We start from the raw sequence: 17416 nt of genomic DNA on the forward strand, positions 1-17416 counted from the left end.
GACCATGAACGAGCTTTACATCGATGGACAATGGTGCGCGGCCTCTGGCCCGGCGTTCGCTTCGCGCAACCCGGGCACCGGCGAAACCGTGTGGAGCGGCAATGCCGCAAACGCGGACGATGTCGATCGTGCCGTGAGCGCCGCGCGCCGCACGTTCGCCGCGTGGTCGCAAACGCCGCTCGAAGCGCGTTGCGAGATCGTGAAGCGCTTCGCCGCGCTCGTTGCCGAAAAGAAGGAAACGCTCGCGCAGGCCATTGGCCGCGAGACCGGCAAGCCGCTCTGGGAAGCGCGCACCGAGGCGGCGTCGATGGCCGCGAAGGTGGCGATATCGATTACCGCCTACGGCGAGCGCACCGGCGAGAAGCGTGCGCCGATGGCAGACGGCGTGGCGGTGCTGCGTCATCGCCCGCATGGCGTCGTCGCCGTGTTCGGTCCGTACAATTTCCCGGGCCATTTGCCCAACGGCCACATCGTGCCGGCGCTGATCGCGGGCAACACTGTCGTGTTCAAGCCCTCGGAGCTGGCGCCCGAAGTTGCGCGCGCAACGGTCGAGATATGGCGCGAAGCGGGCTTGCCCGCGGGCGTGCTCAACCTCGTGCAGGGCGAGCGCGACACCGGCGTCGCGCTTGCGAATCACAAGCAGATCGACGGGCTCTTCTTCACCGGCAGTTCGGACACGGGCGCGCTGCTGCATCGCCAGTTCGGCGGGCGGCCCGAGATCGTGCTCGCGCTGGAGATGGGCGGCAATAATCCGCTCGTCGTGGCGCCGGTCGAGGATATCGACGCCGCCGTGCATCACGCGATCCAGTCGGCGTTTCTTTCGGCGGGGCAGCGCTGCACCTGCGCGCGCCGCATTCTCGTGCCGGCGGACGCGTTCGGCGAGCGTTTCCTTGCGCGCTTCGTCGAAGTGAGTTCGCGCATTGCGGTGGGCGAGTACGACGCCGAGCCGCAACCGTTCATGGGCGCCGTGATCTCGGCGCGCGCGGCGGCGAAGCTGATGAGCGCGCAGACGCAGTTGCTCGAACGCGGCGCGCGCGCGTTGCTGCCGATGACGCAGCGCGACCCGGCGCTCGGCTTCGTGACCCCCGCGATTCTCGACGTGACCGGCGTGGCCGACTTGCCCGACGAAGAGCACTTCGGGCCGCTCGCGCAGATCATCCGCTACGCGGGTTTCGACGACGCCATCGCGCAGGCCAACAACACGGCGTACGGTCTTTCGGCGGGCCTGCTCGCCGACGACGAAGCGCTGTGGCAGCGCTTCACGCGCGAGATTCGCGCGGGCGTGGTGAACTGGAACCGGCCGACCAATGGGGCGTCGAGCGGCGCGCCGTTCGGCGGCGCGGGCCGCTCGGGCAATCACCGGCCGAGCGCGTACTACGCCGCCGACTACTGCGCCTACCCGATGGCGTCGGTGGAAAGCGCGCAACTGCAGATGCCCGCGAGCGTTTCGCCGGGCCTTCATTTCTAAGGAACGACGATGACAACCCCTGGTATTACGCTCGAAGCCAACTTCGACGGACTCGTCGGGCCCACGCACAACTACGCCGGGCTCTCGTTCGGCAACGTCGCCTCGCAGAACAACGAGAAGTCCGTGGCGAACCCGCGCGCCGCGGCGCAGCAGGGCCTGCGCAAGATGAAGCGGCTCGCCGACCTGGGCTTCGCGCAAGGCGTGCTGCCGCCGCAGGAGCGGCCGTCCATTCGCTTGCTGCGTGAGCTGGGCTTCGGCGGTAAGGATGCCGAAGCGATTGCGCGCGCCGCGAAGGACGCGCCCGAGCTGCTCGCGGCGGCAAGCTCCGCGTCGGCCATGTGGACTGCCAATGCGGCCACGGTGAGCCCCTCGGCGGATACGCCCGACCGGCGCGTGCATTTCACGCCCGCCAACCTGTGCAGCAAGTTGCATCGCGCGATCGAACACGAGGCCACGCGCCGAACGCTCTCCACGGTGTTCGCGAACCCCGCGCATTTCGTGGTGCACGAGGCGTTGCCCGGAACGCCCGCGCTCGGCGACGAAGGCGCGGCCAACCATACGCGTTTTGGCGCGCAGTATGGCGAGCGCGGCGTGGAGTTCTTCGTGTATGGGCGCAGCGAGTACCGGCGCGGGCCGGAGCCCAAACGCTTTCCGGCGCGCCAGACGTTCGAGGCGAGCCGCGCCGTTGCGCAACGCCACGGCCTGACCGACGCGGGCACCGTGTTCGCCCAGCAGAATCCCGATGTGATCGATGCGGGCGTGTTCCATAACGACGTGATCGCCGTGGGCAACCGCAGTACGCTGTTTTGCCATGAGCGCGCGTTCGTCGATCAGAAAGCGGTGTACGACGAACTGCGCGCGAAGCTCGCGGCGCACGACGCGCCGTTCCACGTGATCGAAGTGCCCGAAGCGCGCGTGAGCGTGGCCGACGCGGTGTCGTCGTATCTCTTCAACAGCCAGTTGCTGAGCCGCGCCGATGGCACGCAGATTCTCGTCGTGCCGCAGGAATGCCGCGAGAATCCGCACGTGGCGATCTACCTCGACGAACTGGCCGCGAGCAGCGGGCCGGTGGACGAAGTGCTGGTGTTCGACCTGCGCGAAAGCATGAAGAACGGCGGCGGCCCCGCGTGCCTGCGTTTGCGCGTGGTCCTGACCGAAGAAGAGCGCGCGGCGACGACGCCCGGCGTGTGGATGAACGACGCGCTTTTCACGCGCCTCGACGGCTGGATCGAGCGCCACTACCGCGACCGGCTCGCGCCGCAGGATCTGACCGATCCGGCGTTGCTCGCCGAGTCGCGCACGGCGCTGGACGAACTCACGCAGATTCTCGGCCTCGGATCGCTCTATGACTTCCAGCGCTGATCACCCGCTCGCCGATTTTCTTGCGTACACGCTAGCCGGTACGCGCCCGGCCACGCCGGCAGCCGCGCGCGGCGAATGCGCGGACGGCGTGCGCTGGCAATGGATCGACGAGGGCGTGCTGGAACTGGAACCGGCACGCGTCGAAGAGACGACGCGCAGCGTGCTGCTTTCGGCAGGCGTGCACGGCGACGAAACCGCGCCGATCGAACTGCTCTCGCAGCTTGTGGCCGACATCGCTGCGGGCCGCGCGCCGCTCGCCTGCCGCGTGCTCGCGGTGCTCGGCAACGCAGGCGCGATGCGCGCGGGCGAGCGCTATCTCGACGACGATCTCAACCGCCTGTTCGGCGGCCGCCATGCGCGCGTGCCCGCAAGCCGCGAGGCGCCGCGCGCCGTGGCGCTCGAAGCGGCGGCGCAGCGTTTCTTCGCGAAGGCCGCGAGTTCTGCCAGGGCGCCGTTCGCGCGCTGGCATCTGGACATGCACACGGCGATCCGCGCATCGGCATTCGAGCAGTTCGCGCTGCTGCCGCACACGGGCGAGCCGCCCGCGCGCGCGATGCTCGAATGGCTCGCCGACGCGCGCATCGCGGCCGTGCTGATCCACACCGAGAGGGGCCCGACCTTCTCGTCGTTCACGGCCGAAACGTGCGGGGCGCTTGCGTGCACGCTCGAACTGGGGAAGGTGCGGCCGTTCGGCCAGAACGATCTGGCTCGCTTCGCGGGGGCCGACGCCGCCGTGCGCCGTCTCGTGGCGGGCGAGATGGCGCTGCCGAAGGGCGCGCAGATGCCACGCATCTTCACGGTGATCGGCCAGATCACGAAGCAGAGCGACGCGCTCAAGCTCAACGTGGCCGCCGACGTGCCCAACTTCACGCCGTTCCGGCGCGGCGAGGTGCTGGCCGAGGACGGCGCGTACCGCTACGTGGTGCAGCACGACGAGGAGCGCATCGTGTTTCCGAATCCGGGCGTGAAGCCGGGCTTGCGCGCGGGTCTGCTGGTCGTCGACACCACCCGCGAGACGTTAGGCGTGCTCGTTTGAGCGCGTGCCGGTGCGCGCCGGGGCGCGGGCGGCATCGCGGTACAATCGCGCCCTCGCGGTTGCTGCGGCGCGCCATACCCGGTGCGCGCCATCGATCCGCGACTTGGCGCAGCAATCCTGCGCCGGCGCCGGAATACCGATTTTTAGCAGCAGATCGAAGCAGGAAGCTGCACAAACGGGGCACGTTGGCGCACCCAAACTGACTGGAAAGAGACACTGATGAAGATGAACTGGAACAAGCTGGCGACGCTCGCATTCTGCGCGGCCGCCATGACGGCAGGTGCGGCGGGCGCCGCGCACGCCGCCGATATCAAGGAAATCCGCTTCGGCCTGGAGGCGTCGTACGCGCCGTTCGAGTCGAAGTCGCCCGCGGGCGAACTGCAGGGCTTCGACATCGACGTGGGCAATGCCGTCTGCGCGAAGCTCAAGGCAAAGTGCGTGTGGGTGGAAAACTCGTTCGACGGCCTGATCCCGGCGCTGCAGGCGCGCAAGTTCGCCGCGATCAATTCCGACATGTCGATCACGGACCAGCGCCGCCAGGTCATCGACTTCACGGACCCGATCTACGCGATTCCGAACCAGATGATCGCGAAGAAGGGCAGCACGCTGCAGCCTACGCCGGAATCGCTCAAGGGCAAGCACGTGGGCGTCCTGCAGGGCACCATCCAGGAAACCTACGCGAAGGCGAAGTGGGCGCCCGCGGGCGTGGACGTCGTGCCGTACCCGACGCAGGACCAGATTTACGCGGACCTCGTTTCGGGCCGCCTCGACGCTTCGTTCCTCGACGCCGAGGCCGCTTCCAAGGGCTTCCTGAACAAGCCGCAGGGCGCCCCCTTCGCGTTCGCGGGCCCGCAGGTAGTGGACGCCAAACTGCTCGGCGAAGGCGTGGGCTACGGCGTGCGCAAGAACGACGCGGCGCTCAAGGCCGCGCTCAACGGCGCGCTCAAGGATCTGAAGGCGGACGGCACGCTCGACCGCATCGCAGCGAAGTACTTCGACGTGAAGGTCGTGCTCAAGTAACTCGCCGATGCAGGCAGACCGGCCGGCTGGACGACATCCAGCCGGCGTTTTTTTTCGCGCATTTGGTTCGGATTACGTATTAAATCATTCGCGCGTCGAAGGGCAACGCCGCGCCGGCAAGCGTTATCGCGCCCAGGAAACCGCAAAAAATCCCGCCGACGAGGCAGAACTTCATTTCCGCGCCTTACTTGCCAGGATAAAATTGCGACAAGAAAGTGCCGCATCCGGCGCGCCATGTATGCGTCGCGCAAACGGTTGCGGCATGCCAAAAACCAGGACCAGGGTGCCGCCATGCGCGCGGCGCCGCGCGGGGGACACCATGAGCTTCAACGCCGCAGACCGGCCGCAGACGTCAGATGTCGCGGGCAGCACACCGTCGCCGGAACATGCCGAGCCGCCCATCGACGTGTATTTCGCGCGTCAGCCGATGCTCGACCGGGACGGCCTGCTCTGCGCGTTCGAAACACTGCCGCGCCTTGTTGACCGGCGCGAACGCGCCGACATCGAGCGAGAGGCCGAAGCCGCCGCCCACGACCGGGCCTCCGGCCTGACTCCCCAGCCTTTCGCCGCGAGCGCTGCGCTCTTCAAGGCATTCGGCGCGCCCGCGTTGCGCGGCTCGCTCGCAGGCCATCCCGCATGGCTCGACATGACGCGCGAAGCGCTTTTTCACGAAAGCCTGCAGCGTGTGAGCCCCGAGCGCGCGATGCTCGAATTGCCCGTGAGCATCGGCGCGGACGCGGATTTGATCGCGCGGCTTGTCGAGCTGCACCGTCGGCGCTACCGTTTCGCGCTCGACCATGTCTCGAAGGCCGATGAGTCGCTGGCGAAACTGCTGCCGTATGTGGACGCCATCAAGATCGATATTCGCGAGATCGCGCCTGCGGTGCTGCCGAAGTTCGCGAGCGTGATGAAGTCGGCGGGCAAGCTGCTCGTGGCGATGGGCGTCGAGACGCAGCAAGACTATCAGCGCGCGCACGACCTCGGCTTCGACCGCTTCCAGGGCTATTTTTTCGCGAAACCGCATGGCGGCGCGCGTCGCTCGAGCGCGCCGCGCCAGGCGCTGCTGAACCTGCTGCATCTGCTTGCGGCCGAGCCCACCGTCGCGCAACTGGAAGCCGAACTGAAGCTCAATCCCGTGCTCGTGATGCATCTGATGCGGCTGGCCAACTCGGGCAGCATGAACATCGGCCGCAAGGTGACGACGCTGCGCGAGGCGATCAACGCGACCGGCACCAACGCCATCGCGCGCTGGACCCAACTGCTGCTCTACGCGGACGGCCGCAAGATCGCCGCCGAAGACGACCCGCTGCTGCAACTCGTGGCGACACGCGCGCGTTTCATGGAGGTCGCCGTGACGCAGCTTGCGCACGCGCATCTCGAAGAGGAAGACGCGGCGTTTCTCGTGGGCGTGTTCTCGTTCGTCGAGGCGGTGTTCGGCGGTCCGCTCGAAAGCACGCTCGAAGTGCTCACGCTGGCCAAGCCGATCCGCACGGCGATCGTGAAGCGCGAGGGCGCGCTCGGGCGGCTGCTCGAACTTTCCGAGGCGCTGGAGCGCGCGGACTGGGAACGGGTGGATGCGCTGTGCGCGGAACTCGCGCCGCTCGACGCCGCGACGGTCGCCGCCCTCTCGCTGACGGCCGCGGAATGGGCCGGCACGTCGGGCCGCGACGCGCAAGACGAGGGGCTGGAGCGGATCGAAGACTAAAGGGCAGGCGGGCGCCGCGAGGGAACGCGGCGCCGCGCCCGGTTCGAACTCAGGCGGTCTGCGGCGCGTGGTGGAAGAAGCGCGCGAGTTGCTGCGCGAGATCGTTCAACGCGCTCATCTCTTTCTGCGAAATGCGGCGCGGCTCCTGGTTCACGAGCCAGTCGCCGTACATCAGCGCAACGGGCTCGACGCCGGGCGCGCCCACGGGCAGCAGGACGAACGCGCGCGCGTCTTCGAAACTCGATCGATACCAGCCGGGCAGGCGCGCGAGAATCTTCGCGTCGCGCGCATTCTCGATGAAGATGCCGACCTTGTTCGCGATGGCGAGGTGGAACACGTCGGGCTGGAACGCCGCGGAGAACGCGAGCTTGGGCAGCACGTCGCCCATGTGCGGGCCGAAGCCGTGCTGCGCCTCGAACATGTTCGCGCCGCGCCGCACGAACACCACGCTGCGCGCGAAACCGAGGCCCGCGAGCACGGTTTCGGTCGCGAGCGTGAGGGCGGTGCTGAGCGCGCTGTCGGCGGGCAGGGCGCGCAGGTCCTCGACCCCGGCCGCGATGCGCGCTTCGGGATCGAGCGCCTCGCGCGCGATGGCGTCGGCGTTGGCGCGCAATTCGACGATCTCGCGCATCACGCCGTCTTCGGCCTCCTCGCGGGCGAGCGCGAGGCTCATCTGCACGAGCACGTCGGCGTCGGTCGAAAGCGCGCGGCCGTAGTGCTGCGCTAGCTCGGCGATATGCGTCTCGCGCATCTCATCGGTGAGGCCCGCCGTGGTCAGCACGCGCGCCACTTCGGTCGAGTAGTTGGTGATGGCGCGCAGCCACTGCACGTCGCGCGGTTCCTTGTCGGCCGGGTCGTACTGGCGCATGCCCGCGCGGATCGTGTCGGGCAGGCGCCAGCGCGTGGCGGCTTCGAGGCCGAGTTCCTCGAAGGTCACGCCGAGCACGTCGAGGCACGCCTCGTCGTCGCTCGATCCTTCTTCGATTTCACGGCGAATCTGGTCCCACTCGGGTTCGAGATAGAACACCACGAGGAGCTTGCCCACCTGGCGCATGAGCGTGCAGACCACGGCCTCTTCGCCCGCGCGCAGGTCGCCGTGCTCGGTGAGCTTGCGCGCGACGCAGCCGGAAAGCATGGTGCGGTTCAGTTCGAGCTTGGCGTCGATGCGGCGCGGCGCGCTGTGGTGGAAGTGATCGACGATCTTCAGGCCGACGACGAGATGGCCGACGGCGTCCATGCCGAGCACCATCAACGCGCGCGTGACGGTCGTGATGTTGCCGCCGAACGCCATGTACATGGCCGAATTCGCGAGCCGCAGCACTTTCTGCGTGAGCGCGAAATCCGAGAGCACGACCTTCACGAGCGCGCTGAAATCGTAGTCGTCGTTGGTCATCGCCGCGACCGTGGTGCGCAGCGATTGCGACAGCAAGGGGAAGTCCCCGCGTTCGTTCATGCGGGCCCACAAGCGGTCTAGCAGGACGGCCTTTACCATCTGAACCATGTCAATTTCGCGAAAGCCCTGCTGTTTGCGATGCCCGCATCATTGCACCTCGTGCACGTGCAATGCACCCGACACGAAGCGCTGCTGCAATTCTTCCGAAGGCAGCGCCTTGCAGACGAGCCATCCCTGGATGTGCTCGCAACCCATATTCGTGAGCAGCTCGCGCTGCGCCTCCGTTTCCACGCCCTCGGCCACCAGTTCGAGATCGAGCGTGCGCGCGAGCCCCACCACCGCGTTCACGATCGCCTGATCGTTGCGCGAAGTGATGAGGTTCTCGACGAAGCTCCGGTCGATCTTCAGCTTCGAAAGCGGGAAGCGCTGCAGGTACGCAAGGCTCGAATAGCCCGTGCCGAAGTCGTCCACCGCGAAGCGAATGCCGAGCGACGTGAGTTCTTCGAGCAGCGTTTTCGCATGCTGCGGATCGTGCATGAGCAGGCTTTCGGTGATCTCGAACACGAGCCGGCGCGGATCGACTCCGGTCAGCTCGATGGCCTCCTCGACACTTTCCCTGAAACGCGGATTGCGGAACTGCTGGGGCGAGACGTTGACCGCCACGTACTGCAGCCCGATGCCTTGCTCGTCCCATTGGGTCAGTTGCATACAGGCGGCCTTCAAAACCCAGTTGCCGAGATAATTAATCAGGCCGACGGATTCCGCAAGCGGAATAAATGTTGAAGGCGGAACGAGGCCGTGCAATGGATGTTGCCAGCGGATCAGCGCCTCCACGCCGACCACGCCGCGCGACGCGCTACTCGTGATGGGCTGGAAGTGTAGCGAGAATTCGCCGTTGCGCACACCGTCGTAGAGGTCCGACTCCAGCTTCAGGCGCATGGCGTCGGTGGGGTCGTCGACGGGCACGTGCAGCGTGAGCGTGTTGCCACCGATGGCCTTGGCCTGCTGGAGCGCCTGGTCCGCGCGGCGGATGAGCGGCGTGGCGTCGGCGCTGTTCTCGCCGCCGTTATCGGCGTCGCTCGCGACCGATGCATCCGGCCGCTGGTCCGGATGGAACGCAATGCCGATGCTCGCCGAAAGATGCACAGGCTGGTTGCGAAACGAGTACGGCTGGAGGATCGACGTGAGCAGACGCCGGCCGAGCGCTTCGGCGGCGGCGCGCACTTCGTCGGGCGCGGCGTGACGTTGCGGCGTGATCAGGATGGCGAACTCGTCGCTGCCGATGCGCGCGATCATTTCGCCTTGCAGCGCGAGATGGGTGAGGCGCCGCGCGGTTTCGCGCAGCAACTCGTCGCCGGCGTCGTAGCCCAGCGCGCGATTCACGCGCTGGTAGTCGTCGAGGTCGAGCAGCAGGAGCGCCACCGGTACGCCGAAGTGGTCCGCGTCGGCCTGAGCGCGCTGCAAGGCGGGCGCGAGCGCGGCCTGGTTGGGCAGGCCCGTGAGCGGATCGTGATGGAGCGCGTGGGTGAGCGCGGCCTCGGTGCCTTGCCAGCCGGAGACGTCGAAGCCCGCCACGGCGAAGCCGCCCGTCTCGCCGTAGTGGGCGCGCTGCACGCGCAGCTCCACGGGCAGCGGGTAGGTGAGCGCCTTGACGAGATCGATCGTGTCTTTTTCCACGGCGCCGCTGTGCGCGGCGCGCGCGACGAGCGCTTCGAGCCGCGCGTGATGCTCGGGCGTGACGATGTCGGCGAGCGTGGCGCCGAGCAGGAATTCGCGGTGATAGCCGGCGAAGCGCAGGCTCGCGTCGGAGACGTACAGAAAGTGCAGGTTGGCGTCCACGTGCACGAGGAAGTCCACCGCGGCTGCCGTATTCTCGAACGAGCGCGAAATGGCGTCCGCGTAATCGGGCCCGGCTACGGGAGGCGAGGAGGGCGAGGGCGGCACGAGCGGCGCGGCGCCTTCGTCGTGCGCCGCGTGCGCGTCGCGAGGCATGGGCGGGTCGCCGGCATGGCTGCCCAGGCCGGCAAGCGCGTAGAGCCGGTCGACGACCGTGCGCAACCAGCCCTGGCGGGGCGCGGAGATCCTGTTCGCTTCCATGTCTGTCGCTGGCAACCCTTTGTTTGTCTGTGGCGTCCCGGCCGGTTTCCGTGTCCGGCTAAAGCCGCCCATCAGAGCAAGTTATCGACCTGGGACGAGAAATCTTTAGCGGCGGCGACGGAAAAAACGCCTGATGCATAAAGGCGACGGCGGGGCGGTGCGGTGGCGTCCAGATTCGGTTAAAGTGGCGCCGGTCGAGACGCCGTTCGCCATGCGCGATGGGTCGGTGCGCGCAAGCGCCCGTCTTGCCGGTCGCCGGGGCGGCCCGGCGCGTCGGCGGCCATTACCGGCCATTCCATCCGTACGAGTCATCCGCCATGTCCGATTCATCGTCAGCGTTTGCCGCGCCGGCAAGCGAGGCTGCGCGAGACGATGCGGGCAGGGGCATCCCTGGTTCCGCGCCGTCCATGCCGTCAGCTTCGCAACCCGGCGCCGCGCCCGGATCATCGACCGGTTCGCAGCCGTTCGTCTATCTCGGGCGGCAGCCCATCCTCGATCGCCATGGCGCGCTCAACGCCTACGAGCTGCTGTTTCGCGGCGGCACGCAGAACCGCGCGGATGTCGACGACGACGCGCTCGCCACGGCCCAGGTGATGACGCGCACGATCGGCCAGCTCGGCGTGCCCGCGGTGCTCGGCCGTCACTACGGCTACGTCAACATCAGCCGCGAACTGCTGTTCGACGACATCGTGCATTTGCTGCCGCCGGGCCGCTTCGTGCTGGAAGTGCTCGAACACGTGCGCTTCGACGCCGCGGTGCTGGAGCGTCTCGCGCAACTGCGCCGCGCCGGCTACCGCATCGCGTTCGACGATGTGAGCGAGATCACGGAGAACCTGCTGCGCGCGTTGCCCTATGCGGACATCGTCAAGGTCGACCTGATGCAGATCGAGCGCGCGGCATTGCCCGAACTGGTCGCGAGCCTCGCCGCGCACGGCAAGACGCTGATCGCCGAGAAGGTCGAAACGGGCGAGGACTTCGAACTGGCCTCGTCGCTCGGCTTCGAGCTTTTCCAGGGCTACTTCTTCGCGCGCCCGCAGGTGCTGCGCGCGCCGCGCGTGCGCGCCTCGCGCCTTGCGCTCGTGCGCCTGCTCGCGCTCGTGGCGAACGACGTCGGCACGGCCGAACTCGAACGCGAACTGCGCAGCCATCCGGGCGTCGTGGTGCAACTGCTGCGTCTCGTGAATTCGAGCGCGTACGCGCCCGGACGGCCGATTTCGTCGCTGCGCGAAGCGGTGCTCGCGGCGGGCACGCGCCAGATCGCGCGCTGGGCGCAACTGCTGCTGTACGCAAGCGGACGCGACCTGCCCTGGGGCTCGGACCCGCTGGTGCAACTCGCGGGCACGCGCTCGCACTTCATGGAGCTTGCCGCGCGCAGCCTGAGCCCGCAGGACCCCGATTTCGCCGATGCCGCCTTCATGACCGGCATCTTCTCGCTCGTTCACGTGCTGGTGGGCTCGACGCCCGAGCACACGCTCGATCGTCTTGGCCTTGCGCGCGAGATCGTCGATGCGGTGGACGGACACCGCGGCGCGCTCGGCACGCTGCTGCGCATCGCGACGGCGGCCGAGTGCGGCGATCACGACGGCGCGCAGCGTCTCGCTCGCGAGGCGGGCGGCATGTTCAACGCGCTCACGCCGCCGCTGCTCGGCGAACTGAACCTGTGGGCCGGCGCGTGGTTCACGGCGTACGCCGAAGGTTGAAGGTCAGTTGTAAGGCTGTCGTGGCGCGCGCTGCGAGCGCCGGAGTTGTGTGGTCCAATAACGCAATCGCTGCGCCAGCGTGGCGATCTAACTCGAGGACATCCGACATGAAACCGAGGTTCTTTGCGGCGGGTGCCGCGGCGCTTGTCTGCGCCGGGCTTGCGCTCTTCACGCTGTCTGCACAGGCGACGCTCAAGCCGGGCGATGCCGCGCCCGACTTCACGACCCAGGCGTCGCTGGGCGGCAAGACCTACACGTATTCGCTCGCTTCGGAGCTGAAGAAGGGGCCCGTGGTGGTGTACTTCTATCCGGCCGCGTTCACGAAGGGCTGCACGATCGAAGCGCACGAATTCGCCGACGCGGTCGATCAGTACAGGCAGTACGGCGCAACCGTGATCGGCGTGTCGCACGACAACATCGACACGCTCACGAAGTTTTCGGTGAGCGAGTGCCGCAGCAAGTTCCCGGTGGCCGCCGACGAAGACTCGAAGATCATCAAGTCGTACGATGCGTCGATGCCGATGCACGAGTCGATGGCCAATCGCGTTTCGTACGTGATCGCGCCGGACGGCAAGATCATCTACGAATACACGAGCCTCTCGCCGGACCAGCACGTGGCGAACACGCTGCGCGCCGTCAAGGAGTGGGCCGCGCAGCATCCGCAGCAGTAGTCGTCGCGAGTCGCGTCGCGAGCCGCAGTGAAAGGCGAGGCCCGCTACACGCGCGGGCCTTGTCGCGATCGCTTCCGGTCGCCCCTCCGTGCTTTGTCCTCATTTCGTTCTCGCTTCGTTCCCATTTCGTCCTCGCATGCCGGCATGGGCGCGCCAATCCCTCGCCCCGGCACCGCTCTCCCCCTGGAATACCCGCATGCCGATCGTCGTCGTTCTGATTGCCTTTGCCGCGCTCGTGTACGGCGCGTACTGGTCCTTCAACGCCATTGCGGCGCACTTCGGCATGGGCGTCGCCGTGGGCGCGGCGGTAGTCGCCGCGGCGCTGTTCGTGGCGCTCATCGCCTGGTGGCTGCGCCGCATGCGCGACGTCGCGCCCAATGTGCGCGGCGAAGGCGACTGGACGCACCGCGTGGCCGGCGCCTGGGGCGAGGCCCGTCTCGCGGCGGGCAAGCGCTTTTGCGAACTCACGCAAGGCGGGGCGCACGGCGCGTATATCTTCGCCGACCTGCAAGGCGCGCAACCCGCGCGCGACGCGAACGGGTGGCACGTGGCGCTGCGCGTGGCCGATCCGAAACGCCCGCTCTGGGAACTGCCGATGCCGGACGAGCGCGAAGCGAAGCGCTGGGCGCGCATTTTTACGCTGGCGATTGCGCAGAAGCTGTAAGGGTTGCAGAACATGCGCTTTATCAAGCGGCCCTGAGATTGTCCGGCGAGTGGAACGAACGTTGCGCGGCCAGCACTGTCACAGCGATTTCCCTTCCGCGTAACTGAATATGTCCCGCAAACCCTGGATAGCGGCGGCGCTGATCGCCGCCTGTGCCACGCTGCTCGCGGCGTGCGACCAGCAAAAGGTCGCCGATGCGCTCAATGCGGTCAAGCCCGATTCGATGGCGTTCGGCGGCCTGCAGATCGGCGTTTCGACGGTCGAGGACGTGCGCCAGAAAGCGGGCAAGCCCGACATGGTGTGGGAGGACGACGACGGCGCGCAGCGCCTCGAATACCCGCGCGGCCCGAACGGGCTCACCACGTGGATGCTCGACTTCGACGCCAACGGCAAACTCGTGGCGATGACTCAGGCGCTGACGGCGCAGAATATCGCTCAGGTCGTGCCGGGCATGACGCAGGACGAAGTGCGGCGTTTGCTCGGTAAGCCGGCTACAGTAGCAAAATATGCGCTGAGCCACGAGGAGGTCTGGAGCTGGCACTGGGCCGAAGGCGGCGTGGCGGGCGACGGCATGTTCAACGCCCATTTTTCGCCGGACGGCCTCGTGGTGAGGACGTCGCGCTCGGACGCCCCGGGCCACGAGCAGCATTGAGGCGGCCACGTCGGCCGCCGCGAGGAGGAAGCAGATGAAACGTATCGCGTTGCTTTGGAATGTCGTGAAGGGGGACGCGCGCGTGCTGTGGCACGCGCTGCGCCAGCCGGAGCGCCCCGTGTGGCTCATGCCCGCCACGGCGCTGCTCGCGCTCTACGCGCTCGACCCCTTCAATATCGCGATGCCGCTCGCCGGGGTCGTGGATGACGGTGTCATCGTTCCGCTGGTGCTGCATCTGATCGTGCGTTGTTTGCCGGGGCATTTGCGGCAACCTCGCCCGCGAAGCGCGCGCGCATAAAAAAACGGCTGAAGCCACGCTTCAGCCGTTTCCAGGCGCACAAACCCTCACTCCACCGTAACCGCCGGCGCCCCGCGTCCGCGCTTTGCGTCCCACCACACACGCAGACGGTCCATGTAGAGATACACCACCGGCGTCGTATAGAGCGTAAGCATCTGGCTCACGATCAGGCCGCCCACGATCGAGATGCCGAGCGGCGCGCGCAGCTCGGCGCCTTCGCCGCGCCCGAACGCGAGCGGCAGCGCGCCAAGCAGCGCGGCGCAGGTCGTCATCATGATCGGCCGGAAGCGCAGCAAACACGCCTGATAGATCGCATCGCGCGAACTCAGGCCCTCGCGCGACGCCTGAATCGCGAAATCCACCATCATGATCGCGTTCTTCTTCACGATGCCGATGAGCAGAATCACGCCGATCAGCGCGATGATGCTGAACTCCGTCCTGAAGAGCAGCAGCGCGAGCAGGGCGCCCACGCCCGCCGAGGGCAAGGTGGAGAGAATCGTGAGCGGATGGATGTAGCTCTCGTACAGAATGCCCAGCACGATATACACGGCCGCGAGCGCCGCGAGAATCAGCAGCGGCTGGTTATCGAGCGACTGCTGAAAAGCCTGCGCCGTGCCCTGGAAGCTGCCGTGAATCGTCGCGGGCATGCCGATCTGGCCCATGGTGTCGTAGATTGCGGCCGTTGCATCGGAGAGCGACTTGCCGGGCGGCAGGTTGAACGAGATCGTCGAGGCCACGAACTGGCTCTGGTGATTCACCGAAAGCGGCGTCGTGCCGGGACCGAACGAGGCGATCGACGAGAGCGGCACCATCGTTTCCTTCGACGTGGACACCGCCGCGCCCGACGACGCGCTCGACTTGCCGCTCGCGGCGAGCGAGTTGGTCGCGAGGTTGCGCGCGGAGTCGGCGGCGAGGGAGGCGGCGCTCGTCGCCGTGGTGGCCCCCGTGCCGCCTGTGGACGCGGCAGTCGGCCCGCTCACCGTGCCCGCCGTCGCGTTGGTACTCTGCGCGCCGCTCGCCGTGCCGCCCGATGTGCTCACCCAGATCTCGTTGAGCATGGCCGGGCTCTGCCAGTACTTCGGCGCGACTTCCATCACGACGTGGTACTGGTTGAGCGGGTTGTAGATCGTCGAGACCTGACGCTGGCCGAACGCGTCGTAAAGCGTGTTGTCGATCTGCGAGGGCGTGATGTTCAGCCGCGCGGCGCTCGCGCGGTCGATGTTGATCATCGATTCGAGGCCGCCTTGCTGCTGGTCCGAGTTCACGTCGGCGAGTTCGGGGCGCGCCTGGAGCGCCTCGGTGAGCTTCGGCCCCCACTTGTAGAGGTCGGCGGTGTTGTCGGCGAGCAGCGTGAACTGGTACTGCGCGTTCGATTGCCGGCCGCCCACGCGAATGTCCTGCACCGCTTGAAGGAAGGTGCGCGCGCCCGCCACGTTCGAGAGCGGCCCGCGCAGTTGCGCGATCACCTCGTCGGCGGAAACCTTGCGCTCGCTCTTGGGCTTGAGCGAGACGAACATGAAACCCGAGTTGGTCGCGCGCCCGCCCGAGAAACCAGCGACGGAGTCCACCGCCGGGTTTGCCTGCACGATGCGCATCATCTCGGCGAACTTCACCTTCATCGCCTGGAACGAGGTGGACTGGTCGGCCTGGATGCCGCCGACGAGGCGCCCCGTGTCCTGCTGCGGGAAAAAGCCCTTGGGCACGATCACGTAAAGCGCGACGTTCAGCGCGATAGTCGCGACGAGCGTGAGCAGGATGATGAACGGATGCGCCAGCGCCCAGCCGAGCGTGCGCTCGTAGCCGCGCTGCATGCGCATGAAGCCGCGTTCGAGCCACTGCGCGAAGCGGCCTTCTTCCTTTTTCTCGTGCGCCTCTTCGAGCAGGCGCGAACACATCATCGGCGTAAGCGTGAGCGAGACGGCCAGCGACACCGCAATGGCGAGCGAAAGCGTGAGCGCGAACTCGCGGAACAATCGCCCGACAATGCCGCCCATCAGCAAAATGGGCAGGAACACGGCGACGAGCGACACGCTGATCGACAGCACCGTGAAGCCCACCTCGCGCGCGCCGAGCAGCGACGCCTCCATGCGCGACTTGCCGTTTTCGATGTGACGCGAGATGTTTTCCAGCACCACGATGGCGTCGTCCACGACGAAGCCCGTCGCGATGGTGAGCGCCATGAGCGAGAGGTTGTCGAGCGAGAAGCCCATTAGGTACATGGCCGCGAAGGTGCCGATGATCGAGATGGGCACGGCCACGCTCGGAATGAGCGTCGCGCGCCAGTTGCGCAGGAACAGGAACACCACCATCACGACGAGCGCCACGGCGATCATGAGCGTGTGCTCGGTGTCCTTGAGCGACGAGCGGATCGTGACCGAGCGGTCGGACGTCGGGATCACTTCGACGTCGGCGGGCAGCGACGCTTTTAGCTGCGGCAGCATCGCGATCACGCGGTCCACGGTCTCGATGATGTTCGCGCCCGGCTGGCGGTAGAGGATCACGAGCACCGAGCGCTTGCCGTTGGCGAGACCGATGTTGCGCAGGTCTTCCACCGAATCGACCACTTCGCCCACGTCCGAGAGCTTCACGCCCGCGCCGTTGCGATACGCGACCACGAGGTCCTTGTACTGGCTCGCCTTGCTCGCCTGGTCGTTGGTGTAAAGCTGAAAGCGCTGCGGGCCGAATTCGATGTCGCCCTTCGGGCTGTTCGCGTTGGCCGAGGCGAGCGCCGCGCGCACGTCTTCGAGGCCGATGCCGTAGTGAAAGAGCGCATGCGGTTCGAGTTCCACGCGCACGGCCGGGTTCGCCGAGCCGCTCACATCCACTTCGCCCACGCCGTCGACCTGCGAGAGCGACTGTTGCAGCACCGTGGCCGCCGAGTCGTAAAGCTGCCCCGCGCTCAACGTGGGCGAGGTGAGCGCGAGAATCAGAATAGGCGCGTCGGCGGGATTGACCTTGTGGTAGGTCGGGTTCTGCCGCAGGCTCGTGGGCAGGTCGGCGCGTGCGGCGTTGATCGCGGCCTGCACGTCGCGCGCGGCGCCGTCGATGTCGCGGTTCAGGCCGAACTGCAGCGTGATGCGCGTGCTGCCCACCGAGCTTTGCGAGGTCATCTCCGTGACGTCGGCGATCGATCCCAGGTGCCGCTCCAGCGGGCTCGCCACGCTCGTCGCCACCGTTTCGGGGCTCGCCCCCGGCAAGCTGGCCTGCACCGAAATGGTGGGAAAGTCCACCTGCGGCAAGGGCGCGACCGGCAGCTTCGTGAACGCGAAGAGGCCGGCCAGCGCAATGCCGATGGCGAGCAGCGTGGTCGCGACGGGGCGCGAGATGAACGGGCGCGAGAGATTCATCGC

General features: G+C 67.3%; 13 protein-coding genes. 10 read left to right on the forward strand and 3 right to left on the reverse strand.

All coding sequences use genetic code 11. The annotated features are described in order from the left end of the window. The first annotated feature begins 4 nt into the window (after positions 1–4). From astD to U5768_RS24160, 5 genes are all read left to right on the forward strand, one after another. The gene (astD, locus tag U5768_RS24140) at positions 5–1468 is read left to right on the forward strand and encodes a succinylglutamate-semialdehyde dehydrogenase (protein WP_322032917.1); all 1464 of its coding nucleotides are present in this window, start codon (positions 5–7) and stop codon (positions 1466–1468) included. A gap of 9 nt (positions 1469–1477) precedes the next feature. Next, positions 1478–2830, forward strand: a complete 1353-nt coding sequence (gene astB, locus U5768_RS24145; protein ID WP_322032918.1) for an N-succinylarginine dihydrolase — start codon at positions 1478–1480, stop codon at positions 2828–2830. Further along, positions 2814–3866, forward strand: a complete 1053-nt coding sequence (astE, locus tag U5768_RS24150; protein ID WP_322032919.1) for a succinylglutamate desuccinylase — start codon at positions 2814–2816, stop codon at positions 3864–3866. The genes astB and astE overlap by 17 nt, the downstream gene beginning before the upstream one ends. Positions 3867–4085: 219 nt before the next feature. Further along, entirely contained in the window at positions 4086–4886 is an 801-nt protein-coding gene (locus tag U5768_RS24155) for an ABC transporter substrate-binding protein (RefSeq protein WP_322032920.1), read from the forward strand. A 319-nt stretch (positions 4887–5205) separates the two neighbouring features. Further along, positions 5206–6591 carry an EAL and HDOD domain-containing protein gene (locus U5768_RS24160; protein ID WP_322032921.1) on the forward strand — a complete coding sequence of 462 codons (1386 nt, stop codon included), beginning with the start codon at positions 5206–5208 and terminating at the stop codon, positions 6589–6591. A gap of 49 nt (positions 6592–6640) precedes the next feature. Here U5768_RS24160 and U5768_RS24165 read toward each other — a convergent pair whose 3' ends face one another. Both U5768_RS24165 and U5768_RS24170 read right to left on the reverse strand, forming a co-directional pair. Beyond that, positions 6641–8083 carry an HDOD domain-containing protein gene (locus U5768_RS24165; RefSeq protein WP_322033088.1) on the reverse strand — a complete coding sequence of 481 codons (1443 nt, stop codon included), beginning with the start codon at positions 8081–8083 and terminating at the stop codon, positions 6641–6643. Positions 8084–8131: 48 nt separating this feature from the next. Beyond that, complete coding sequence (locus tag U5768_RS24170; protein WP_322032922.1) at positions 8132–10081, reverse strand: GGDEF domain-containing protein; 1950 nt, start codon at positions 10079–10081, stop codon at positions 8132–8134. A 407-nt stretch (positions 10082–10488) separates the two neighbouring features. Here U5768_RS24170 and U5768_RS24175 point away from each other — a divergent pair, with 407 nt between their 5' ends. From U5768_RS24175 to U5768_RS24195, 5 genes are all read left to right on the forward strand, one after another. After that, on the forward strand, positions 10489–11781 hold the full coding sequence (locus tag U5768_RS24175; RefSeq protein ID WP_322032923.1) for an EAL and HDOD domain-containing protein: 1293 nt from the start codon (positions 10489–10491) through the stop codon (positions 11779–11781). Positions 11782–11888: 107 nt separating this feature from the next. Beyond that, positions 11889–12452 carry a peroxiredoxin gene (locus U5768_RS24180; protein ID WP_322032924.1) on the forward strand — a complete coding sequence of 188 codons (564 nt, stop codon included), beginning with the start codon at positions 11889–11891 and terminating at the stop codon, positions 12450–12452. Between the two features lie 196 nt (positions 12453–12648). Beyond that, positions 12649–13116 carry a hypothetical protein gene (locus tag U5768_RS24185; RefSeq protein ID WP_322032925.1) on the forward strand — a complete coding sequence of 156 codons (468 nt, stop codon included), beginning with the start codon at positions 12649–12651 and terminating at the stop codon, positions 13114–13116. 109 nt (positions 13117–13225) lie between these two features. After that, positions 13226–13768 carry an outer membrane protein assembly factor BamE domain-containing protein gene (gene bamE / locus U5768_RS24190; RefSeq protein WP_322032926.1) on the forward strand — a complete coding sequence of 181 codons (543 nt, stop codon included), beginning with the start codon at positions 13226–13228 and terminating at the stop codon, positions 13766–13768. A 34-nt stretch (positions 13769–13802) separates the two neighbouring features. Beyond that, complete coding sequence (locus U5768_RS24195) at positions 13803–14066, forward strand: hypothetical protein (protein ID WP_322032927.1); 264 nt, start codon at positions 13803–13805, stop codon at positions 14064–14066. Between the two features lie 47 nt (positions 14067–14113). Here the strand turns inward: U5768_RS24195 and U5768_RS24200 are convergent, their stop codons facing one another. Continuing rightward, the gene (locus tag U5768_RS24200; RefSeq protein WP_322032928.1) at positions 14114–17413 is read right to left on the reverse strand and encodes an efflux RND transporter permease subunit; all 3300 of its coding nucleotides are present in this window, start codon (positions 17411–17413) and stop codon (positions 14114–14116) included. Positions 17414–17416 lie beyond the last annotated feature (3 nt).

Source organism: Paraburkholderia sp. J76 (assembly GCF_905220295.1).
Classification (GTDB): domain Bacteria; phylum Pseudomonadota; class Gammaproteobacteria; order Burkholderiales; family Burkholderiaceae; genus Paraburkholderia.